This window comes from Bacillus sp. es.036 (genome assembly GCF_002563635.1).
Lineage (GTDB): Bacteria > Bacillota > Bacilli > Bacillales > Guptibacillaceae > Guptibacillus.
Window position 1 is genome coordinate 2588911 of record NZ_PDIZ01000001.1, and the last position, 23770, is coordinate 2612680.

Here is a 23770-nt window from a genome sequence, read left to right on the forward strand (position 1 = left end):
TTATTCACGCTTCTTGAATTTATTTTTCCATTTTTCAGTTGTATTTCGTGATAAATCATAGGTGCATTTTGCTCCTATAACCTTTTCATTCTGTTTTATTCTCTTCTCCACATTATCTTTCAAATATTGTCCAACCGTGCGATTTTCGATATGTTGTTGCCGTGTTCGCTGTTGTCCTCCATTTACGGCAGAGGAAGATTGCTGGTTGTCTCTGCTTAAAGACTGCATAGGACTTGGCTCTTGCCTATCTTTTTGTTTATTTGCCTGAGTGGGCGTGCTTTTCATAGGACTAGGTGTTTGCTTGTTTTGTTGTGATCCAATGGACTTTCCTTTCCCTTGTCCTCCAGCTATTCCTGCAAAGGCACCTGTAGCACCAGCACTTGAATTCATCACGGCACTTGTGCCTCCACTCGCAATGGCGCCAACTGTTTTTTTCGTAACTGGACCAAGCGTTTTAGTAGCAAGGTACCCTCCCATCGCTACATGCCAGGCATTTTTTAATCCTGCATCAATACCGAATAGTTTCTGGACAATGTTCGGTCCATCGATAACGGCTAAACTTCCTGCAATGAGAGCGATCAAATATCCTATCCCCTCTAAATTTTCGCCTATAAATACGGTGTAATACATATACACTCGTAAACTGAGGAAAATCATAATAATTGAAGCAAAAATACTACCGATGTTCTTAATGATGGCTTTCAGGCGTTGCCCAGTTGAAATATCAGCGTAGGCCATAATAAGAGCCACTACATGATTGAATCCAAGTTCAAAACATAGTTTTGCTACCTTAATAGAAATCAAGACCATGGTAAAAGCCATTACACCAAGGGTAACCATGGCAGTTAACCAATCCACATGCCATCGATAATAATTTTCTGGTAGAAAATCAAATAAACCACTCTTACCTAACTCTACTATTCCTTCCTCTCCATTTGATTCTAAACCTACACTATTCATCACTAGTTTTTGTCCTTGATCAGATAAGCTATCACCATTCTCTTTCTCAAAACTATCATCAATGGTTTCATTAATTGAGATCATATCTAGACTATTTGGCTTAATATGATGCTGTTCTTCTACATCTGGCTTTTCCCAACCTGTTTCGTCATAGACTGCTATATCCGTAATGTAATCCTCCATTACGCGGTCAGAAGTGGTAAATGAATCAGTATTAACCTGAGCTACATCAACAGCATCATGGGTGAATTCATTGACTTTTCCCATTCCAAAAGCTAAAAGAGTGATCGTCATGATAGAAATAAATATATTCATTGGTATATCTGCTCGGTTCTTTTCTTTATTAAAAATTAATCGGAAACCAATCATCGCTAGTGAAAAAGCTAACAAGATGTAAAGTCCAGGCTGGATCGTATCCAGAAAATCTTGTACTGGTTCACTCATAAAAAAATCAGTCAGCGTTAATACGTTGTTTACCATACCTTCTAAACCATCAACGATCATTTTCAAGAATAATAGAATGCCCCATCCCATAATTCGTAAACCTGATATAAATATATTATTAGTGGTCAAGACATCAGAAAACTGAAGCAGTTTATCTAGGAGCTCTTCATCTGACATGTTTTCTCCTCCTTACCGGACTAAATTACAGATAATTCTCTTCTTCCTCCTTTTCCGTCTCAGTTTTCAACTTATCAATCTGCTTTTGAATATGGCTAAATACTTGACGACTAATTTCGTGACCTTCACCTAAGAGTTGCAAATGGAATTGAAATGCCTCCATGGGCTCCTCTTTCATCTCTTGTTCACTGTGTTCTAGGAGAGGCGCAATATGTTTTACTATCATATGGAGCGTGCTCTTATCAAAAAATTGGCCCACATTCTTTTCATTCCATTGATCTCTATTAATGCTCGTTACTTCTAATCTTGAAGTCTTTTGACTTTTCTTCTCTTCGTTTGCCTTTTCTCGATGAGATGCTCCATAAAAATCGATAACCAAATCTTTAGGGTTAATGTATCGATGGGGTGTATCAATTTCCTCTTCGGTGATAGATCGCTCCGTGTTAAAGTCAACATTCAAATACGTATGAGCATATTTCATGCTATGCTTGCCGGTATTGTAAATTGGAAATGCGCGTATCTTCCTCCCCTTTTTGTCCCGTCTCATCAACACGCGACGAACAACAGTATCACCTTCCTCCAATTCCTGTAGCTCATTGGCAGTTAGCAGATCTCTTCCTTCCGTACTCTCTGTTCTCGACTTCTCTAGGGAAAAGGTAGTGCCTGATCGCGTTTGTGTGTTTAGTGTCCTTTTACCTAACTTAGAAGAAAAGGAGGATGCGGAGTCGTAATCAGCACTTAAAATATAGATTTCATTTCCACAGTTCCCCCGGATCGTTGCCTGTCCATCTTCTCCATATAAATCTTTTAATTGAGCATATGATTGGATCACAAGATGAAATCGAATATTTCTTCCTAAACAGACAGTGATTTTATTATCCATGTCAGCAATAGCCGGCATATTGCCAAATTCATCTAATAGAAAAACAACTTCACGCATACATTTCTGTCCTTTAGCAATAGCTGCGTTTTTAGAAAGGATATAATACAACTGACTTACAAAAATTGATGGGATGGCATGGGTCGAGGTATCATAATCTGGCGTAACCATGAATAGGGCAATTGGCTTCGTAAAGTAACAAATCCGTTCCACTGTAAAGTCGTTTTTGCAATTTGAAGTATAGGAGAAGGTGACTTCCCCTTTTTGTTCATCGATTTCATTTATTTGAATCGATAGCTTCCTTTCTCTCTTTTCATAGTTGACCTTTTGCTCATTGGACTGATTTCTTTTTTGTTTCTCAGACAAAGGCACTTCATCTTGTACAATCGTGATGATATCTCCCGTAGCTAGTCGTGACGAAAAGTTAATAGTCCAAGTACCGCCTTCGCCCGATTGATTGGTTTCCTTTGCGCCATCAGGAAAGGTTACATACACTTTTGAGAAGGCACTACCCCTCCCTTTAATAAATTGACCAAAACCTACTTTTTTCAAGTCTAATGAATTTCTAGCTGTCATTTTAGCTGTTTCACTCATCGTAAATTTAGTAAGACCATTCATTGCTGTAGTAAAGATACTAGATCTCGTATTTCCTTTTGAAAAGTTACTAGTGGCATACTGTTCTTTGGCAATGTGGGATTGAGGCAACTGTTGAAAATACTGATCTAGTGCATTGTATTCTTGACCATTTTCATCCATCTCATTTTTGGTTCCCAACTCAGATAACATATTGGCAACAGTATACATCGTGATTTTTTCCTTTGTTCCTTCCATAATACATTTTTCAGTTATGGCAAGAATCATTGCATTGACGAGGGACTTTGCTGAGTCATCCCACATCGGCTCCTTAGCTTTAGGGTTATGGTAAAGCATATGGGTAATCGTTTCACAAAGCGTTTGAGCAGTGGAATAGTCCCCATCTAAATAAGCCTGTTTGACAAGTTCAAGTAAATTGAAACTCATGCTTTGCATTGGGTTCATTAAATTAAGAACTTCAACTTCATATCCACGTTTCATAAGAGTTTCCCGACTTGATGCAAAGAGCTCCCCTTTAGGATCATTGATCACGAGTGAAGGCTGCATCTCCGCCCGGGAATAAGCATCAATTGTAGGGATGACATACGTTTGTCCCTTCCCACTTCTTGTCGTACCGATAATTAAATTGCTCACCGGAGAAGGATCAATGTAAGCTTTTCGACCTTTTCTGGCTAATACTGGACCACCTTTTCCTTTATAAGCGTGCTTCCTATCTGGAATAATCTTGTATTGTTTTTGAATTTCCTTTCGTGTGGCAAAACGCTGGGAGCCCTTTTCATCGGTTCCAATCGCTTTAAAATTACTTTTAAGTTTATAAACCATCTGAGCGATACCTAATAAACTTATAAAAGCTAGTATGCCATAGGCTAATGGAAATTTTTTTATCTGAAACTCCGTAAAATACGAAAGGTGAATGACTAACGGTTGGCTAAATTCAGGAAAAGTTTGAATCGTATCCAACATGGCATATCCTAAATTCAAAATAAACGTACCGATTAACATCATCATAATAAAAAAACAGATGCTTAATGGTATAAGCACCCGTTTTCTAGCAAGGATCGCTTTCAAATTCATCGCTCCTTAGATATTATTTTGCTCTTCTATGATCGCGTTTCTTTGCTCCTTTATTGATTTAATTTTCTCCTCGTCTTTATCCTTTGATTTTTCTTCTTCCTCTAATTGGCTGTTAAGCTGCGTTAGTTGCTGATCGAGGTCTTCATAAGTTGTAATTTTCTTATTCAATACATCACTTTTTGCTTCACTGGCCATTTTCTTAGCTTGATCTAATTGATCTAAATTCAAATATGCCAATCCTTTTTCTTTATACCGTTCTGATGTCATAAGAACATCTTTTACCGCAACGGCCTTTTGGTAGTCTTCCGAATGATAAGCTATCTCAAATTCTCCTGCTGAACTCGGATAAGATTCTTGAAAGCTTTTCAGCTCCTCAATTCCATGGAGTTGCATAATCTGACTAGCTAGTATTGACACGTTTTCTTTTCCTGTCTCATTGACGGCTTCTTTATAGTTTTTGACCGACAAAAGAAAATGAATCAGAACTTCTTGTTCAGAGTCACTATGCTTTTCATTTGCCTGCAACTTACTAATGGCCTCATTCACATCTCCAGTGATACCCTTTTCATAGATAGTTTTTATTGCTTTCACTTCAGCAACTTCTACATTTGCTTCTTCAAGTGCGTTATTTTTACTGGTTGCAATAGTAGCTAGCACTATTGATGACAAAATAGCTACAACTAACAGACTTGCGAGAGTACAAGTGAAAATCTTCACGCGTTTACTTAATTGCTTCCAGCCTTTCGTTTTTACTGTATTCTGTTTTGCTAACTCAGTTAGATTCATTTGATAAGAAGCAGGGGTATTGGCATTTAAATTTTGAAGTAAAATATCACGCTCAGTTTCTTGTTGTTCATTCTCCATCGGTAGCTGCATGAGCTTCAAACAGATATGGTTATAAATATTCGTTGTATCATCAGATCCCAAAACATAAGTGCCGGAATACATCTTCTCACCTTTGTCATTTGAAATCATAAAATCAAGAGGAATCGGTTCAGAATTTTTCTTTTTCCATTTCTTATCTAACACAGCTGTTTTCTCTACAGCCTCTTGAAATGAGTAAGAATGAAAACTAGAAATCTCTCCTTCTATTTTCGAGGTAAAAAACACTTTCATTTTTTTCACTCCCTTTAAAAGACCACCTGGCTATCAATGTATTGAGCAATGGCAGTAGCTCCCATTAAAACAACTAATCCAGCTGCACCGCCGATAAACCACACGATTGAACTTTGTCGCCCTCGAACGCCTCCCCATATCAAATGATAGGCGCCAATACCAAAAGCGATAGCTGCAGATACAATACCGAGTAGTTGCATTGCAGTAAGAATTGCTGCACCCGTAGTTTTCAAATTACTTATTGCATCTAATAGAACCAAGTCTGTAAACACATTCATAACTAACACTCCTTTAATCATTTAGTTTTTTGTAATGGATAAGAGATTTCATAACAACCTGTTGATTTTCTTGAATGTACTCATGATGTTTATCATGTAACCAATCGTTATAGGATAGGTCCTGTATCGTAAGAAGCGTTTGAACAAGTTCTTTCGATTGTTTAAGCTCACGATTTGTAGCACCCATATTCATCACCTCCTGTTACGAGTTGTAAGCATAAAAAAAGAAGCGATCTATAAAAGATCACTCCAATTAGGACGATTCATTAATGAATTGAGATATGGCCTTCTTTCTATCATCAAGCGATTCATACTTTTGAGTTCGTAGAGAAATACGTTTTTGTAATTCTCCATTTTTATAGTAACTTAGGGATTGAAATAGCTGTGCACCTTCAAGACCAATTTCGCTTAGTTGCATTTCGTTTTCAAGTATCTCAGAATTTTGAGCATTAATTTCATAAACAGTGTCGTTCTCAATATTCTCTTCAACTAGATCAATATATTCTTGCCTTTCTTTTTCCTCTGATGAATCGGTGACTAGAACATAGACATCGTCATTATTAGCAATTGTCTCTTTCATTTCATCTGGTGGTAAAGACTCAACTTGACCCGTGGCTCCTTGCTCACCACAACTAACAAGAATGATGGCGATCATCGCAAAAACGAAACTGCCTATCCAACGTCTCTTCATCAGATCATTCCCTTCCAGAGTAGGTTATAAAGCAATTTTAACACCTACCCATACAAAGAACCATAATTACCCAATAGATTAAGCTACTAATCATTCAATAGTAACGATTGTTTTTGGCTAGAAACAATCAACCCTATGCAGACTGCAACAATGCTCTGCAATGCACATCGTTTTTAGCTTAAACGAAGAACTTTATGTATCTAGCAATACTAATTGAAAGCTTCATAGGTTCTTGCCTCACCCTCAAGAAGTACAACATCATCAATACAACGCTTATCCGGTCACTAGATGCGTTTTACGTCACACGCACCGAACGGTGGTCAACTACAAGGGAAGTGCGGTGACCATTCCTTTCCTTGCATGGATATAAAATTATCAAAGTACAATCGGTTATTATAGAGTGCTAATTAACAGATTTTAGTTCACAATTCGGGTTTTTACGTTTCGCAATCGTCTTAAATCCAATGTCTTTTACAGTTCGAATACGATAATAAATCGCTGACAGTTTTTCAGCTGCTCCCTCCTGATCAATCACCCATAAACCGCGTACGTTGTACTTTTTTCCTTCAAAAGTTTTAACATAAGCTGCCCGAGACGAGATATCATAAAAAGCAAGATGATTTCGATTAGATTTCCTCATAGCACAAGCTCCTTTTTTGGAATTGAATTCTAAACTCAAGAATCACCAACTACTTTTAATTTTGTCTTTGATCGTAGAATTTCCTCAGCAGTCTTTAGGTCCTCTCGGATGTTCCTAATATCGTCTTTAGATAAGTTATATCCGAAACAATTTGCCTGGATGATTTCATCTGGCTCTTTTTTGTACTTGATCCTTAACTTGATCATAGTGGCAACATCTTCAAGCCTAAGTGGTTTATTCACTGGCTGCGTGGACTGAGATTCTTTTTGTTTTAACCATTCTGGCGAAGAACTTTTTGAACGCCTTCTAGAAGATGGACCTCTAAATTGGTTATGACTATGCTGAGATTCTTCGACCTTTGCCTCCTCCAATGTGCCAACCCCTTTGTTTTTCCATGATTGGAGAATACTTTTCACATAACCCCAGTTAACTTTATTCCGATACAAAGACCTCTTCATCGCTTCTATAACCATTTCATCCCCACTATCAGTTATATAAAATACTATTTCCTTATGAATGTGAGGTGGTATTTGCCCAAAATTCTTTTCATAAAAACGAATGACTTCACTATTTGAATGCTCAGAGGTTGTTGTATCTATCGATTCTTTATCATTCTTTAGTTCTTTAAGTTCTAGATCATTATTGTATGTGGCTTTTTGTTGATTTTCTGAAGGTGAAGTGCTGTCGTTTTGTTGTTCGATTGCTGGTGTTTTGTTGTCGGTTACTTCAACATGAGATTGATAAACTGCCCAATTATTAACTGTTATAACACTAAATTTGTTGGTGGATTTAATAGTAATTACATTATCTTCCTGCAGTACTTTTAGATAATCTCGAACTGTTGATTCTTTCATATTTAACTCAGAAGAAGCTTTTTTCCTTCCGAAAACAAACTCCCCAGGTTCCAACTGAACTTTTTGCCTACCTAATCTACACTCAGTTCTTTTATGAGTTGATTTCGTTAAACAATAAATAAAAATCTTTAATAACTTTTCATTCTGAAATAGTTCACTATGAAGGATTTTACGATGAAGTTTTATCCAACCCTGCATCTTTTACATCCTTTCAAAATTCTTGATGTTAAATTAAAGTCAAATCACCTGATGGTTCATTTCTTGTTCTCGAACCCAAATATCTATTGTCTCTTTGGAGAAAAAAATTCGTCTTCTAATTCGAAAATGCGGAATTTCTTCTGTTCTAACCATTGTGTAGATGGTGTCATTGCATACACCTAAATAATCAGCTGCTTCATTTACAGTTAAGGTTCTTCTTTCCATTAAAATCCTCTCCTATTTTAGTTTTGATAAATTACTTATCATTATTGAGATAAAAAAATCCCATCAGTGGACTTATTCCATTAGCATCAACTAAATTTTGTGCCATAAATAAACTCTCGATTAGGATTGGTAGTGAATTATTATAATAGTAATCACTAGAGAATATGCTCTTGTCTCAGGTTAAAGCAACCTTGTTCATACGTTCTCAATAAATAATCGTGTTGTTTCTATCAAATCCCTCCCCACTGATAAATAATTTATCTAACTTAACTAAACCTTACACGATAAAAAACTTATCGTCAATGATTTTTGATAATTTTTTTATCAAAAATAGATAATGATAACTTTTTTATCTATACTAACGATAGAAGGGGTGTGAAAACCTTGTTAAGTAAACGTTTAAAAGTATTGAGAGGATCAAAGACTCAAAATGAAGTTGCTTATGCTCTTGGAATATCCAGGGCAAGATATTCTCACTATGAAAATGATCATGTTGAGCCGGATATTCAACTCCTAATAAAGATGGCTAATTATTTTAATACAACTATAGATGACCTTCTTGGGAATAAATCGGAATTGTATGTAGGAGAAATAAAAAAGCCATACAATACTACTGATAAAAATCCTATAAATGAAATCATGCAGTTTCTAAAAAAACACGATATTAATGCTGTAAGTTTCTTTGACATCAATAAATGGGAAGCCTTAAAACCTGAACAAATTCGAGAATTAGAAAATTATTTTAATTATTTAGTTCAACAAGCTAAAGAAAATGATGAATAAGAGACTATGTAGCATTTTTTAATTAATAAAGTAAACCCACCAGATCAAAGATTGGTGGGTTTACTTTATGTTTTTATAATACTAATAATTCTTTGACTGAGGAATATAGCCATATTAATTATCAATTAGATACTATAAGAATTCCAAATGGTCAATTGGGTTTCTAATTCTAATGCCCAAATTTTCTTGCGCAATAATGATACCTATTTTACTTACTGTTTTATCTTGTTCATGTCTATTAAAATAAATCAAGAGTTCTAAAATAGTTTTCTTTATTGGAAGAGGCAACCATTTAACCACGTTAAATAATTTCACAATTTTTAATGAATAATTATTTATTTCCACAAGTTTATTTTTCAAAAAACTAAGTGCATCAGTAATTTTTTCAAATTCATAATCATCTGTAACTACTTTGGAACAAGAAAAAAAATCTTCTTTCTTAAAATTAAAATATACATCAACTGCACTACCATTCTTAGCACCTATAAGATTTATCCCTTGGTAAGATATAAAAGATTCTTCTTCATCGTCAATTTCAATATGAAAGTTCAATTCACTTAACTTATTATCTAGTGAGAAAAACTCTTCTCTTAATTTGATATAGTTACTGTACTTATTTTGGTTGAATACATAGGTCGTTACCATCGCCTTTATAACCGGTACATTTGTTATCTTAGCAAAAATTGTTCTATGATTACCGTTATTTGTTTTATAAATATTGTTTCTTTCGTAGTATTCAAATTCAATTGGGTTCGCCTTTCGACAACGATCACTTGAAAAGAATTGATAATAAGTATGAAGGTCTAGACTTTCCGAAAAATGCTTAAAACAGTTCGACAACTTACTAGCCTCTAAATGTGCTTCTTTTGAATTTAGGGCTAGATCAAACCAAGGTATACCAGGCTTGGCTCTACTCGTCATTTTTATATTCTGCACGGGAATATCTTTGATAACACGATCACCATCTAAATCATAGTACACTTGAAACTCAGCTAAATCCAAAGTTTTTTCTGATTTCATATTATCAATATGTTCTTTGGAAACACCCTTTTTCAAAAGTGCATTCTCTAGTTTTATTGGTGAATAAAACTCTGTCATAAGTTCACTTCCCAAATCGAATTTCAAAATCCTTTAAATTAGTTTTTTTCCTTACTTCATTATCCAACTCCAATTATTTCAAAATTACTCATTAAATTCTATAGTTTTTTTATACATACAGTTCTATATAATAATAAGTCCAAACCGCTAGCAGCACTATACAAATACTTTTCCAAGTAGTTACGAGTGTTTCTTGAGTAAATCTATGTAATAAAAACAGTCGTGTTTTTCTACTTCTTTTATATATTGATTTAATTTTTGCCATTGGGAAACTAATTTTACAGCGCTCTCCAAGTAAATTTTATTTTTAGCAGCTTCTATAATTAAGTTGGTACAGATCTTTCTTTCCCATTGATCTCTAAAGCCTTCTTTATATAATTGAGCCTCTAAGCTTAAATTCAGTCCGTTTTCAATACTATGGTTGTTTCCATTAACTTCTACATCTTCTTTTCTTGGAAGACCTAACATATCCAGTACTGAATCAATTAACTCAAAAATTTCTTCATCAAACGTTTCGCCTACTTTTACCATAATCGATTGATTTGAAAATATGTTCTTAAAAGATTCTTGCTTTTTATAGTAATTTGATAACGTATTAATTACATTTGTAATCGTTGATTGGGTATTCATACAATTCAACTCCTAAATATTATTGTTGAATTGTATCACAGGGCACCTTTTTATAAGAAAACATATATACCCTTATCTGTTACCTTTTCGGAAATAATACAAGCAACCTAGTATATCAATTTGGTCTCACTTAGTATTCCTCTTCCCATTTCATAAAAGAAGCAATTAATGCTGGTGTTAAATTCTTAAAGGCTGCCGTTTTAAAGTGGTAAATACAAAATAGTAAAGATAATGGCATGCCAATTGAGAGGAATACCAGCGTGCCTTAATTATGTTTTTAATATTATGACATAGGTAACTATATGCACCTCTTATTAACGCAAAGCTCCGGATTACGGAAGGTAATAAACTCCTCTTTTAAATCCTTCTGACGCTTTTTTTACCTTATGTAATGACCTGCTTTTAAAATCTCAATAACTATAAAGTTAGAAAGCCAATAAATACAATAGCAACCAGGTTAGCTATTATTTACTGCCTTTTAACGTTGTGAATTGTCAAAAACTTGCTTGATAGATATAATAAAGAAATTAAATGAAAACGGGGGTAACTATAAAAGAAAATCGATTGGAGCGGAGTAAATGAAGAAGGTTTGGATAATAGGATGCATGATCTTATTTTTGGCAGCCTGTGGACAGGATAGGGTACAGGAGAATGTTTCGTCCGAACCGAAGAGAGGAACGAGCGAAACGATAACAAACCCCAAAAAAATGGACACCAATGAACATGAACCGGGTACGAAATCGGTGGAAGGTATAGATGAGAGCGGAGAACAAACCATTACTTATTATTTCCATGATGTAGATTCACTTCCAAGTACAGAGAGTTTCATTGAAGCAGTAGAAGCGATATTTGGTCCCGATCGCTATTACTATGAATACTCTAAAGAGTCGATTTCTGAGTTTGATGAGATGGTTACCTCCAATGATAGAAATGATTATGTGTTCAATTTTGATACTGAAAATGGAAATATTATTAAAGATTATGGCGGCGGGATTATTATAGATTTAGAGCTGGACCCAACCTACGACCCAAGAATGGAAATGATTGATTTAATCCATTACTTAAAATTAAGTGATTTAATCAGAGAATTTTGGCCAACAGATGAGAATTCCCAAACTGATTACTACTACACGATTAATTTATATAATGCACGAGAATCAGGTATGAATTATGAAAAGCCGGCTGTCATTTGGAAATTACGTGGTCGTACAATAAAAGAAATGGATTTCTCCAATAAAAAGGACATTCTAGCGTCTATTCACCGCTATGGTAAATATGAAGGCATGTTTCCTCCAGTCGACTAAGTTTTTTTGATTAACCATATATTATTAGTTCGGGTTGTTTTTTCTCTTAATCCACCTTTTAATAAGTTTGTGTAAAAACACCCTTTTTAGGTCTGTTTAGTAACAGAACCACATTAAGACGATGCGTCGATTAAGGGCCATCGTCTTGTAAATAATTTATTCTTATGAAACCAAGTGGCTTAAGTCACTCTTTCAGCAAATGGTGTAGCGTCAGGAAAATACGGATTTAAAATACAAATATGAATATGAAAAAGCCTAATTACTTGGTATTATAAATGAGAAATTAGGCTTTAGTTACTTCCACTATAGCTCCGACATTATTAAGCAAGACCACCGAATACTTATGTAAATACTTTTAACAAAGACTAGTATTTAAAATACGTGCTTTTAATTGTTCAATTGTTAAATACTCTCCATTTTCTTTACGATGAAGCATTGCATGGCAATTTGGACAAACAGGAATAAGATCATGGACCGGGTCAACAATATAGCAGTGTTGTATTTCGTGAAGTGGTTTAAGATGATGAACATGAATAAAATCTTTCCCTACTTCTCCATATGTTTTTTCAAAGTCTAATTCACAGACCTGACATTGGACCCCATAATGCTCCATACATTGTTTGCGAGCAATGGGGTTACGCTCATATACATTTACTGCAATGGTTTTAAGGTTTCCTTCTTCTAACGTTTCATGGACTTCCTCGGGGTAGTATTCTTTAGTTAAATCTTTTTCAAAGAAGGACATGATATAATGACCAAGTTCTCCAGTAAGTTTCATTGATCCTTGAATATTCCCTCTCAAACCATGGTTACGAAGTTTTTCAAGAGATAACTCAGTTGTTTCCACCTCATCTACAAAGCGAAATCGAGTCCACTCCCATTGTTTAGAGTCCTTTAATTTATCTTTATCGAGCCAAAACATTTTATTATATTCAACAGTATCAGGTCGTACTGTCCCTTCGATTACTTCAACTTTATAACGTACTCTTCTAACATTACCCGAAACGTACAAATATAAGATATCTCCATTTTCATAGTTAAACGAACGTTTCCATTCTAATGTTTCATATAGGCTAAATGCACTCTCTAAATCAAATTCACGGGGATTAGCTGGCACTAGCCAAATCCGTCTGGCATTATGATGACCTCTTTCTTCAAGTTCATATCGACGCTTCGATGCAATGTGATTAGGCGCAACAAATCGATACTCGTCTTTACCTTTAGTGTATGGGATGTTATATACATAGCCTCGTTCAATAGGGTCAAAGCATTTAGATATAGCTGTGCTAAGGTGCTCTGCTAGAAATCTAGCTGCTTCTTGAATACTTGTTGCTTCGAACAAAACCTGGTCATTTTTTAGAATAGTTATTGTACTAGCCATATATTTACCTCTTTCAATTATGATTTTCAAAAGAAAAATTAAGGTTATCAACAATTTCTCTTCCTAACATCTTGGTTATAAAACCTCTCTTAAATACTGTATTAGTCAGCTCGTTCGCACACTATTAGCTTAGCTTTTTAAATTCTGTCATTCTAAGCTACTGCTACTGGATCACTCCGCAGATAGTCCCTAAAAGCATATGCTTTGCTAGCTCTTTACTATATTTGTTACACACGTATAGATGTTGATCAATTCAATTTGTGCTGTTGTTATGCCATAGAGTTAAGTTAACTTAACTTATCTTTTCTCCCGAAATCTGTCTAAGCAGTCACATCTACCTTCAAAACTCCATCCTTCTTGGTGAAAGTACCCTATCTTTTCACGAGCTTGAATAACTTTAGATAGTCCTCTTTAAAAAACTGGACGTTTGGCATCGTTAAGTATATTTAGTAAGTCCACAGCTGCCTTCCTGCGTCTCTCAGAGTCCTCGGAGTTCATTTCTTCTTCCAATATTTCTAATGCTGTTAATCCAAGAGATTCCATTCGGCTCAGCAAATCTTTGTTATCTAAGGATGTTAAGTGCATGTTACTCTCATCACATAGTGTCGAACTTTGGAATGTTTGGTTAGGTTCATTAGTTTCTTCTTTCCAACCTAATATCTCAGGTATGCCAGAAGTTATAAAGGGGTGTGGAAACTTCGTAACTGTCGTCATATTTCTTAGTAATGATTTTACACTTTCATTCAATCTGTCTCTATTAACCATATCTACCCATACACAAGAGCGTCGATGAAACCATACCCCTTCGTTTACTTCTTCTGCAACGTATTCATCAACTATACCAATATGAATGAATCCATCCGTATTTATCAGGACTATATCTCCCTTTTTCATCACTTTTGAAAAAGTATTTAGGGTACCCAAGTTAGTTGACAAAGATCTGCCTTCATAACCATATTTATCTGCTAATTCAAGTCTGATTTCTTCTTTATCCAAATTGCTCATATCAGGTACTTTGCTCCATCCAATCTGTACATATCCTTTGTAAAGGAAATCTGACGCTCGCTCTTCATTTTCCGGTTTTGTTTTCATTTGAAAGAGATTAATGTTGTAAAGATCCATTCGAAAACCTCCAATTATTAATTTTTTTATTAACTTGATAATACAAGAGCGTAATCATTCGTGTCAATTCGTAATTAGTATCGTTTATAATTTTATTACGGAAAAATACAAATTAATACGTATAGTCTAATCCGAATAAATAGATATGCTTAACCTGAAAGGGACTGTTATAGAAGATTATTTATTTGGGGACGGCTTCCATGAATTTCAGCCATTATCCTATTATATTTATTAGCAACACCTAATCATCTTTTGGACTGAACAAATTTAAAACAGCACATCAATTCCTCTCGGATTGATGTGCCGTTTGTTGCTTGCAACTATATTCAACTTGTCCTCCGGGCATTTCCTACGCTCTCATAAGTCACTTAATTAAAAAAATTTCATTTTTTTAATTGAGGACTATTGCCCCCATTTGTTTAAGTACATTTTTTATAATATTAAACATAATATTTTCTAAAAATTCTTCTCTGTGTCTTTATCTAAAATCTCAATAATTATTTAAACATAAGCATTTTAGAAGCATTCTCTTGAACTGTTGAATATAATCGTTGGTCGTTATGTCTGTCACCATCTTTATATTCATTTATTGTTTCAATCCAATTGATAATACCTGATAATACAGCTATGCAATATTTTTCGGGATTTACATATGCAGTTTTACCTACTTGATTAAAAATGAGATTAGGGTCATTTTTAAACTCGACATTTTCTATATTTAAAATTTGATCTTTATATTTTTCATAATTACCTGTACCACTTTGAACAACTTGTGATGATAAATTTCCATTACCATCATGCAGAATTGCACATCGTAAAGCGTATGCGTTTACTCCTGAAAAAAAGACGTGTGTATGAAATTCAATATCTTCTGGTTTTAAAGGTGGTCTATTTATCCATTCTTCTAAGGTTTTAGCAATAAATCCCTTCCGACGACTGAGCGTAGGTTGATACTCTTTAACATATTTGTTAAACCATGTTATATAATTTGTACTACCTCTTTTACCTTCTAAGGATGTACAAATATCAGGTAACGTACAAGCACACATCACCGACAGAATCCAGTTTTTCTCTTCTATTCCAGATTCTAAAGCTTTAATTAAAGGCATGAAATGCTCCTCTAAGTTAATCTTCAATCACCACCCTGAAGTGTTGTATGTTATATTACATAACCTACTCTGGTTCAACATCGATTTTCAATTAGAACTAAGAAGCCAGTCATTTTGTTGTTTTAATAGCATATCCTCCATAAGTTATCAAAACCCCAATGGACACTTAACTTTTACCCTATTAACTAACTGCTATTGAGCTAACCAGCCCCGTTAGTTAAAAAGCGGTCGTCTAGATAGAACAGGTGTTTCGAGTTCACTGAATAAATATTTAACTTATATTAGTTGAATTCTTTTAAGATGGATTCAAAGTCATTAAGTATATAAGATTTAATGATTAAACCAAGATTGTTTGGAATTCTTGATATTGCAATAGGTTTTTCCACAGTTGGAACATTAATAACCTTAACTTCCCCCGAAGCAGTATGTTGTGGACCCGCATATAAAACTCCTAAAAGTTTTATTCTTGAACCAATGACCGTATTACCCTTTTTATCATTATAACTTGATGGATTATATAAAAAGACCGGAGAACCACTGGAGCCTGGGAAGCATGCTGCATCAATCATAAACTCTTGCTTTCCATTATAATTTAACCCTGGATGGGTAGCTGTAATTCCTCGTCTTATAATTGGCATATTGTTTATTGCATCCCATATTCCATTTGGATAACCTACCATTACAATTTCTTCAATTGAGTTTAATTCTTTTAATTGATCATTATCCATTAGAAGTGATTTGTCGACTGGAATATAAAATGGCTTTATCCCTAGTTCTTCAAATTTATATAATATCTGAGCAATAGGAAAAATACATAAATCAATTTCTGAATCAGGATGTTTTATCCAACTAGATTCAAAATTACTGATCACTACCTTATGATATCGTCCTTCAATAGGATCTCCGTTGTTATCTGCTAAATTAAAATGAATAATACCATCTTTAGAATCTTCGATTACATGTTTATTGGTTACTATAACTGGAATATACCTTTCTCCTTCGTTCATTGCATAAAAGAAACCTGTCCCCGTAGATTTACCTTCATCTGAAGTACACTCAATCCTCACTGTACTGTAAGTTAATTTTTCCGATAATGATAACCCCATAAACTCTCCCCTTCAAGTAAATATTTTTATGACTAATTGAACCGCGTATGCGTAACTTCTTGATTTAATCACCCTGCACGGATGTTTGAGCATCTGCCGAATTAATTTACTACATAACATGAATGCTGCATAAACCTCTAATACCAATTATTTCAAAACAATTCACATAACTCAATCTTTTATTTCAGATAAAAAGAGCCTATCTTATTAAAGATAAGCTCCGAGTTTGTGGAAGACTAGATTTCAAGACAAACTCCTACACTTTATGACTTTTAAAACTTTGGAATGCTTTCACAGCCTCGTTATTAGGATCTTTGCTTAAAATGAATGCACATACTTCTTTCAGTTCTTGATTTGAAATTAGTTTATTGGGAATTGAACCAAAGAATAATAACATCTCTCTATAAGCTAGATAATTAGGAGAAAGTTCTATTGCCCTTCTTGTATGGAATAATCCTGATTTGTATGCGCCTTTATAGTCTTTAAAAACATGACACATGAGGTTACAAGCTATACGATGTAACCTACTATCTTCTTCACTGCTTAGAAGGTAATAAATGAATGTATAAACACTAATATCTTTTTCTTCAAATGCTATTACCATTATTTCATTTGCAAATTCATCCATATCCATTTCGTGTTTAATAACCCTAGCTTCTTCAAAATCACCATTTGAAATAAGCTTGGCCAAGTTAGTTTTTTTCAAAATAAGTAAGCCCCCTTTCCTAATAAACCTACGATATCCATCCAATTTAGTTTCATACAAGCTAATGTTTTGAAACTGAGTCTTCAACAATCTTTTCCCCATTCTTTATTAAAGAAAAGGCGACTATTCTTAATGAATAATCGCTCCGATTTAAAGGAAGATCACGAATTTCCTTTGAAGGTATTGTCCGTCTAAGTTGAGTGCTTATTTCCTTTCTTATTTCGTCCAAATAAAATAGCAATGAAGAGAAATCCGAACCCTACTATGTTCATAATGGTATTACCTAAATTGCCTATGTCATTAATTTTTAAACCGACTAGAAAACCACCAAACAAAATAAGTGGAATAACTATAAAAAAGCTCAAAATTATTCCTCCGAACCTATATAGTGCGTTTTACTTTCACTTACTTCTTAAAAGCCATAAGATACTATGATTATTACAGATTAGCTCCGAGTTTCTGTAAAACTTGATTTCAAGATATTCTTGTGTTGATATAAGTATTTCGAGCGCGAAAGCCACTTTCCACTTTCCCTTAATTAAAGCTTTCGACTTTATAAGTAAGCCACGGCAGGGTCATCTCCAAGTTCTTCGATTTTAACGAAATTAAAACGAGCTTCTTGGCCTTTTCCTTGAGGACTACACGCATAAATGCCAGCTAAGATCTCTTCATCCACGGGATAGTCTAAATGTGCAATACGAATTTGATTCCAACTCTCTCCATCTCTTGAAAAATCAACATAACAGTTCTGACCGATTTTGGAGATCCTGTAATATAATTCGATGTCTTTGTCATCGACATATTGAGTGGACCAATCTGAATATCCTCTATTGGTTACAACAGCCCCCAGCTTACTTGCCCCACCTGGTATGTATTCAATAGAAGTTTTGACCCACACGTCTTCCGAAAATCGTATCATTAAACCTGCCTGGTCATATTTATTATTCGGTAATGCATGGACCTTTGTTGTCATTCTAAAATTACTGTTTGTTTTTGCATATAAAAAATGCCCATTGTCAGCACGGAATCCATAATGTGTGTTCTGCCAATAATCGGTTTTCTCATCTGATATGAAAACTAGTTGAGAAGATTCCTTATCTAAGAACCACGTTTGCGGTTCACAACGCCACTTAAGTAGATCACTGATGTTATCCCCAACAAAATTCTCTTTTACTATACACTTATTATCCATGTTTTGACCTCCAATAATAATAGTAGAACAAACCAATATTGAGTTATTAACTTTAAGCTCCGAGATAATAGAATAACAAGAAAGTCATTCACCATTTGCTCTTTCTAAGATTTTTGTTATAAAGTCAGTTTTACCGTATGTATAATCAGCTCTGTCTTTCGCCCTATTAGCTAAGTTTCTTTTGATTCTGTCATACTCAGCTACTGCTTCTGGATCGCTCCGCAGATAGTCCCTAAAAGCTATGTGCCTTGCCAGCTCATTACTATCTTTGTTGCACACGTATAGATGATGGTCCATCCAATTTGTATTGTTTCCATCCCACGGAGTTAAAGTATCTTTTCTACCAAATGCTTCTCTTCCTTTAAAACTCCATTCTTCTTGGTGAAAGTAACCTATCTTTTCAAGACCTTTAATAACGGCAGGGACTACTTCATAACTTTTCACCACTATATCGATGTCCAAAATTGGTTTCGCTCCAAGACCTTTTACAGCAGTGCTTCCAACATGCTCAACCTTTATTATCAAATCGGTCAGATTTATTTCGATCACTTGTTTCAATAACATAAATGTTTTTGACCATTGTTCGTCATGCTCATTAATCACAATTTCGGACAATATAACACCTCCAGATCTCTTGCTAGGTGAATAATTCAACATAGATTAATTGGAGTTCAATCCTCATGATCTTCCATTTTTGCTCCGAGATTGTGGAAGATTGGTAATGAATATTAAGCTACATCTAACTTGCATATATCCCATGATTTAATTTATTTTTTTACCGTCTTTGCTTTTAACAACAATCTGATATTCATCTCCATTTACAACTTTCTTTATCTCTTTTGAGTTAATAAATGTGTTCATCTCATCTTCAATCTCATTTGCTAGCATTGAAGCATTAGGATTAGACTTATCGATTGAAGTGTCAACTGATAATGTATAAGGATCTGAATAGAATGTAAAACCAACTAATTCAACTTTAAGCTCTCTTTTTCCAATTAATCCTTCTGTTAAAGTGTCGATAACAGGACTCCATCGTACTTGTGCTTCTTCTCTTATAGGATCAAATGTATAAACTTTTATTTTGAATTCACCTGATTCTTTTTCTTCTGCAACTTTCCTTACAAAATTCTTAATCTCTTCTATTCTTGTTTCAGAGACAGGGATTTCAAGTGATATAAACCTCTCTTTGTCATTAATTCGAACATCAGCTGATTGAACCTGATAGTTTTGCTCGTTTAGTTCACTCATGATTTTTTCGCTAAGACCCAGACTTCTCTTCTCATAATCATCGTACTTCTTTTGCATTTCTTCTGTAATGCCATCGTCGTATGGCTCTTGTTCTACTTGAGGATTGGTCACTTCAACAGTGTATGCTCCAAGACCATGCGCATCTAAAATGCTATTACTTTTTTCAATAATATCTTTTTGGTTTTTTTGATAATATTCGTTAGTACCTTCTATTCCTACGTAAATGGTTTTTTCCCTAAAATTAATATTTGTTCCCTGACTAACTTTAAAGTTTTCTTCTTTTAGTTCATGGATCAGGAGATCTCCGATGGAATCGACACCGATGGAATCTTCCTTCTCCATCAATTCATTTAGAAACGGTATTTTAGAAACAACAGAAGCCATTGATGGTGAAACGAATGATAAACTGACAACTAAACCAAATAACAAGACTGCAGCACAGGATATATAGATAACTTTATAATTGATATAGGGTGTATTATCACGTTCCCTAATCCTTTCTTTCACTCTTTCTCTAATTCTGTTTTCTCTTTCTAAAGAAAATTGCTCGTCAAATTCGATTTTCCCTTTTTGAACTTCACGTTTCATAGTTGCCTCCTTCCAAACCACTAATTTTTTCTTTTAAAAGAAGTCTCCCCCGAGATAATCTCGTTTTAACTGTATTCCTATTCAGTTTTAAAGCTAGCGCTATTTCTTCTGTATTGAAATCTTGAAAATAAAAAAGGATAATAACTTCTCGATATTTTGGCTGAAGAGACAGAACGATGTCCATCACACTTTGTCTATTCTCTTTCTCAAGAAACTCATCTTCTGAACTTTTCCTTTTAACAAGCACCTCCATAAGATGAGAGGGGGAATGAAATAAATTATTTTTTCGTTTTCTCAAAAAATCTTTTGAAGTATTTACTGTGATACGAGAAATCCAAGTTTTTATTGATGATTCTTTTCTAAATTTATGTAGGTTTTTGTAACACTTATAAAAAACTTCTTGGGCTATATCCTCGGCTAAAGAATGATCTTTCACATATGAATAAGCTAGAAGAAACACTTGTCTTGAATGTTCTTTAATCAACAAATCAATCTCCGTTTCACTAGCTGTTTCATCGTCAAATCCTTCCCTATCAAATAATGAATCTCTATTTTTCACTTTTCAACCTCCTTTCAACCTTCATCCTGCACCTTATAGACTATACATTTATCAAAGCAGTTTCATTTTCTTAAATATTTTTAATAAAGTAATATGACTTTAATTCAAGGACTAATTTACAAACCTCACACAAAAAAGCTCGGAGTTCAATAACTCTGAGCTTATCTGAAAATTGCTTGAGCTTATTTAATTTAGTTGCCTACTTAATTACGCAATTGCTCCGATTTTGTGGAAGAAGTAAAACAAAACTTCTTCTTCCACTACTCTGTTAGACCGAACCCCATAATATGATCAGTATAAAGAGCATAACTATCATACTCAATGACATTGTCAGGGTTAGCAGGGTTTAATTCATGACCTGTAAATTCAACTTTCAAAATACATTCCTCCATTTATTTATTCTTCCAATACCAATTATTTCAAAATAGTTCTGAAAAATCCATCTCTTATACAAAAAAAGAACATATCTATTTTGAGATATGCTCCGAGATACTGGAAGATGGTAAATTTCGTACAAAAACTTATGATACACTTAGATTAAGTAAGTTCAATATCTAACATTTCTTTTATCCTTGAACGGAAGGATTAGGGGAGTTTGACTGGGAAATTCTTAAATAAAGGTGGACTTTTATGCTTTGGCTTATGTTAATAGTTATATTTCTGCCTTTTATAGCAAGACGGATAGAAAGGCATTTTCAACGATTAAAAAAAGAAAAAAATGAAATGAAGGATATCTTCAGTGATTGAGAGAAAATGATATCCAACTTTATTAACCTATTGCTTTAGTTAACAAGCAAAATATACCACAGAGGAACTTCCACAAAACTGGAAGTTCCTATTTTTTGTGAAGTATCACATTAAACTTTAACATAGCCATTTAATTAAAAAGAAGCCTATGTTATTAAAGATAAGCTCCGAGATTGTTGAATACTTACTGAGCTGCAAGAGCGAGCTATTAACTTCAATAAACAGTCGCCCCCCTTAATACCAATTATTTCAAACCGAAACCATTTACTCAACCTTTAACCTTTTAAAAAATAGGAAAAGACGTAATTCCTTTCTAAGGATTTACGTCTGATAAGTAAATAGTGTTTTTCAAGTTTGTGATCTTTCTTCTTAAAAATTATTGACTATTCTTTCGGAAACTCTCTAAAAGAACCACTCCATCCTTATCTTCTACAATTAATTTATAAGGATCTTCCTGAACGTAAGGAGCTGCTTGTACCGAATCTATAAATTCTTCAATAGTGCTTACTATTTCATTTGCTTCATCTTTTTTACCAGGATCTGCGGAGTTAATCGACGTTTTAATATAGAGCGTTAAAGTGGATGAATTGTTTGAATAGGCAACCTCTGTCACATTTAGGTCGCTTTTCTTTTCCAGCCCGTCAGAGATGATACTAATTACGTCTGTCCATCGATCTGCCTGATCACGTTTCTCCATATCAATTATTGTTTCTTCAATTACAAGTTCCTCATGGTTGTGTTTCGTTAAAACATCTTTAATGTATGCTTTGATTTCTTTAATATCGTCCTTTGACTCACTGTTAGCAATATCGATTACAACTCTCTTTAACCCTATATCCACACCATAGGACAGTACTTCATATTTGTCTTCAAGTAAAAGTGACTCAAGTTCTTTTGAGATTTGATCCTCTTCTTTCTTAATGCGCTTCTCATTTTCACTTGGACTATAGCTATCATCGTATGGAATAAAGCGTTCGACGCGTATATCAAATCCAGTATAGTTATGTTGAGTTAATACCTCTTTCATTTCATGAACAATATCAGGCTTTACATTTTGAATGTAGGTTTCATCACCTCTTATTGAAACTGTAATTTGTTTGTTTTCGTAATCCGAATCCAGTCCTCCAATATTTGGTTCAATATCAAGTAGTGTTTCTTCTAGCTCTTTTGTTACTTCCATATCTGATTTCTCTTCTTCAAAAAAACCACTCAAGTATGGAAATTCAGCTAGGACTCCTGCTAATGAAGGAGAGAAAAATGCTGATCCAATAAATAAGATAATCATAATCATGGCAATGCTAATCGGATAGTAAACACGTTTAAACCACCGAAGTCGATGTTTATCTTCGTTGATTTTTGTGAGTACTCCTTCTTTGATTCTTAAACTATTTTCATAAGAAAATTGGTCTTCATAATTCACTTTAGCTTTCTTTAAATCCTCATCCATTGAAATTCTCCTCCTTCTGATCAAGCATGATTTTTTTCAACAAATTACGGGCTCTAGATAACCTCGTCTTAACGGTATTCAGATTTAAGTCTAGAGCCTGACTAACCTCTGTAACGGTCTGCTCATGAAAGTAGTGCAGCACAATGACTTCGCGATACTTTCTGGGGAGGTCATAAACATAGTCAAGTACCTCTCGATTCTCTTCACGCTCTATGTATAGTTGCTCAGAACTTTGAGATCTTAAGAAATTATCTAAAAAACTAGTCGGATTTTTCAAGAGTTGAAAACTTTTTTTGCGTAAATGATCCTTCGCTGTATTTACTGTGATTCTGTAAAGCCAGGTTTGTATGGACGCTTCTCCTCGAAACCTCTTGAGATTCTTATAGCATTTTAAGAAGACTTCTTGAGCTATATCTTCTGCTGATCCTTTATCTTGCACGTAAGAGTATGCAAGTAAATAGATTTTTTTGGAGTGCTCATCAACCAACTCAACTATTTGAACTTCTAGTTTGTCTTCATCCACTTCACCCGTTAAAGACGGGTCGTTCTTTTTCATCTTCAAAACCCCTTCCGATCCTCTTGCCACCTTTAGACTCTTATAGAAGTTAAATGGTTTCAT

Annotated in this window: 25 protein-coding genes; 2 read left to right on the forward strand and 23 right to left on the reverse strand. The window is 34.4% G+C overall.

Annotated features, from left to right (window positions below):
- The 9 genes from ATG70_RS13145 to ATG70_RS13180 form a co-directional block, all read right to left on the reverse strand.
- Window positions 1–1581 carry a pLS20_p028 family conjugation system transmembrane protein gene (locus tag ATG70_RS13145; protein WP_098444741.1) on the reverse strand — a complete coding sequence of 527 codons (1581 nt, stop codon included), beginning with the start codon at window positions 1579–1581 and terminating at the stop codon, window positions 1–3.
- Window positions 1582–1606: 25 nt separating this feature from the next.
- Window positions 1607–4129, reverse strand: coding sequence for a VirD4-like conjugal transfer protein, CD1115 family (locus ATG70_RS13150; protein ID WP_373560768.1), 2523 nt, complete (start codon window positions 4127–4129; stop codon window positions 1607–1609).
- A gap of 6 nt (window positions 4130–4135) precedes the next feature.
- Window positions 4136–5245: a hypothetical protein gene (locus ATG70_RS13155; protein WP_098444743.1), complete on the reverse strand. Its 1110-nt coding sequence runs from the start codon at window positions 5243–5245 to the stop codon at window positions 4136–4138.
- 14 nt (window positions 5246–5259) lie between these two features.
- Window positions 5260–5523, reverse strand: coding sequence for a hypothetical protein (locus tag ATG70_RS13160; RefSeq protein WP_098444744.1), 264 nt, complete (start codon window positions 5521–5523; stop codon window positions 5260–5262).
- 13 nt (window positions 5524–5536) lie between these two features.
- Window positions 5537–5710, reverse strand: a complete 174-nt coding sequence (locus ATG70_RS22530) for a hypothetical protein (RefSeq protein ID WP_179886268.1) — start codon at window positions 5708–5710, stop codon at window positions 5537–5539.
- Between the two features lie 66 nt (window positions 5711–5776).
- Entirely contained in the window at window positions 5777–6214 is a 438-nt protein-coding gene (locus ATG70_RS13165; RefSeq protein ID WP_098444745.1) for a hypothetical protein, read from the reverse strand.
- Between the two features lie 403 nt (window positions 6215–6617).
- On the reverse strand, window positions 6618–6854 hold the full coding sequence (locus ATG70_RS13170) for a hypothetical protein (RefSeq protein WP_098444746.1): 237 nt from the start codon (window positions 6852–6854) through the stop codon (window positions 6618–6620).
- A gap of 35 nt (window positions 6855–6889) precedes the next feature.
- Window positions 6890–7906: a DnaD domain-containing protein gene (locus ATG70_RS13175; protein ID WP_098444747.1), complete on the reverse strand. Its 1017-nt coding sequence runs from the start codon at window positions 7904–7906 to the stop codon at window positions 6890–6892.
- A 39-nt stretch (window positions 7907–7945) separates the two neighbouring features.
- Window positions 7946–8131 carry a helix-turn-helix domain-containing protein gene (locus ATG70_RS13180; RefSeq protein WP_098444748.1) on the reverse strand — a complete coding sequence of 62 codons (186 nt, stop codon included), beginning with the start codon at window positions 8129–8131 and terminating at the stop codon, window positions 7946–7948.
- Window positions 8132–8515: 384 nt separating this feature from the next.
- On the opposite strand from ATG70_RS13180, the gene ATG70_RS13185 reads away from it, so the two are divergent.
- Window positions 8516–8914 (forward strand): helix-turn-helix domain-containing protein, encoded by a 399-nt coding sequence (locus tag ATG70_RS13185; RefSeq protein WP_098444749.1) that lies wholly within the window; start codon window positions 8516–8518, stop codon window positions 8912–8914.
- A gap of 132 nt (window positions 8915–9046) precedes the next feature.
- On the opposite strand, the gene ATG70_RS13190 is transcribed toward ATG70_RS13185, so the two are convergent.
- Window positions 9047–10012 carry a hypothetical protein gene (locus tag ATG70_RS13190; RefSeq protein ID WP_098444750.1) on the reverse strand — a complete coding sequence of 322 codons (966 nt, stop codon included), beginning with the start codon at window positions 10010–10012 and terminating at the stop codon, window positions 9047–9049.
- Between the two features lie 180 nt (window positions 10013–10192).
- A complete protein-coding gene (locus tag ATG70_RS13195) occupies window positions 10193–10642 on the reverse strand; it encodes a hypothetical protein (RefSeq protein WP_098444751.1) in 450 nt (149 codons plus the stop codon).
- 578 nt (window positions 10643–11220) lie between these two features.
- Between ATG70_RS13195 and ATG70_RS13200 the strand changes: the two genes are divergently transcribed.
- A complete protein-coding gene (locus ATG70_RS13200; RefSeq protein WP_098444752.1) occupies window positions 11221–11946 on the forward strand; it encodes a hypothetical protein in 726 nt (241 codons plus the stop codon).
- A gap of 355 nt (window positions 11947–12301) precedes the next feature.
- Here the strand turns inward: ATG70_RS13200 and ATG70_RS13205 are convergent, their stop codons facing one another.
- From ATG70_RS13205 to ATG70_RS13260, 12 genes are all read right to left on the reverse strand, one after another.
- Window positions 12302–13327 (reverse strand): HNH endonuclease, encoded by a 1026-nt coding sequence (locus tag ATG70_RS13205; protein WP_098444753.1) that lies wholly within the window; start codon window positions 13325–13327, stop codon window positions 12302–12304.
- 411 nt (window positions 13328–13738) lie between these two features.
- The gene (locus ATG70_RS13210) at window positions 13739–14449 is read right to left on the reverse strand and encodes a hypothetical protein (RefSeq protein ID WP_098444754.1); all 711 of its coding nucleotides are present in this window, start codon (window positions 14447–14449) and stop codon (window positions 13739–13741) included.
- A 497-nt stretch (window positions 14450–14946) separates the two neighbouring features.
- Complete coding sequence (locus tag ATG70_RS13215) at window positions 14947–15558, reverse strand: hypothetical protein (protein ID WP_098444755.1); 612 nt, start codon at window positions 15556–15558, stop codon at window positions 14947–14949.
- 281 nt (window positions 15559–15839) lie between these two features.
- A complete protein-coding gene (locus tag ATG70_RS13220; protein WP_098444756.1) occupies window positions 15840–16664 on the reverse strand; it encodes a S1 family peptidase in 825 nt (274 codons plus the stop codon).
- A 256-nt stretch (window positions 16665–16920) separates the two neighbouring features.
- The gene (locus ATG70_RS13225; protein ID WP_142329581.1) at window positions 16921–17370 is read right to left on the reverse strand and encodes a cupin domain-containing protein; all 450 of its coding nucleotides are present in this window, start codon (window positions 17368–17370) and stop codon (window positions 16921–16923) included.
- A 191-nt stretch (window positions 17371–17561) separates the two neighbouring features.
- Window positions 17562–17735: a serine kinase gene (locus ATG70_RS13230; RefSeq protein ID WP_098444758.1), complete on the reverse strand. Its 174-nt coding sequence runs from the start codon at window positions 17733–17735 to the stop codon at window positions 17562–17564.
- A 188-nt stretch (window positions 17736–17923) separates the two neighbouring features.
- Window positions 17924–18562, reverse strand: coding sequence for a DUF1349 domain-containing protein (locus ATG70_RS13235; protein WP_098444759.1), 639 nt, complete (start codon window positions 18560–18562; stop codon window positions 17924–17926).
- Window positions 18563–18646: 84 nt separating this feature from the next.
- Entirely contained in the window at window positions 18647–19180 is a 534-nt protein-coding gene (locus tag ATG70_RS13240) for a GrpB family protein (protein ID WP_098445816.1), read from the reverse strand.
- Between the two features lie 144 nt (window positions 19181–19324).
- A complete protein-coding gene (locus ATG70_RS13245) occupies window positions 19325–20398 on the reverse strand; it encodes a DUF4030 domain-containing protein (protein WP_098444760.1) in 1074 nt (357 codons plus the stop codon).
- Window positions 20388–20957, reverse strand: coding sequence for a sigma-70 family RNA polymerase sigma factor (locus ATG70_RS13250; protein WP_098444761.1), 570 nt, complete (start codon window positions 20955–20957; stop codon window positions 20388–20390). The genes ATG70_RS13245 and ATG70_RS13250 overlap by 11 nt, the downstream gene beginning before the upstream one ends.
- A gap of 1123 nt (window positions 20958–22080) precedes the next feature.
- On the reverse strand, window positions 22081–23151 hold the full coding sequence (locus ATG70_RS13255; RefSeq protein ID WP_098444762.1) for a DUF4030 domain-containing protein: 1071 nt from the start codon (window positions 23149–23151) through the stop codon (window positions 22081–22083).
- A complete protein-coding gene (locus ATG70_RS13260) occupies window positions 23144–23707 on the reverse strand; it encodes a sigma-70 family RNA polymerase sigma factor (RefSeq protein ID WP_179886269.1) in 564 nt (187 codons plus the stop codon). The genes ATG70_RS13255 and ATG70_RS13260 overlap by 8 nt, the downstream gene beginning before the upstream one ends.
- Between the last annotated feature and the right edge of the window lie 63 nt (window positions 23708–23770).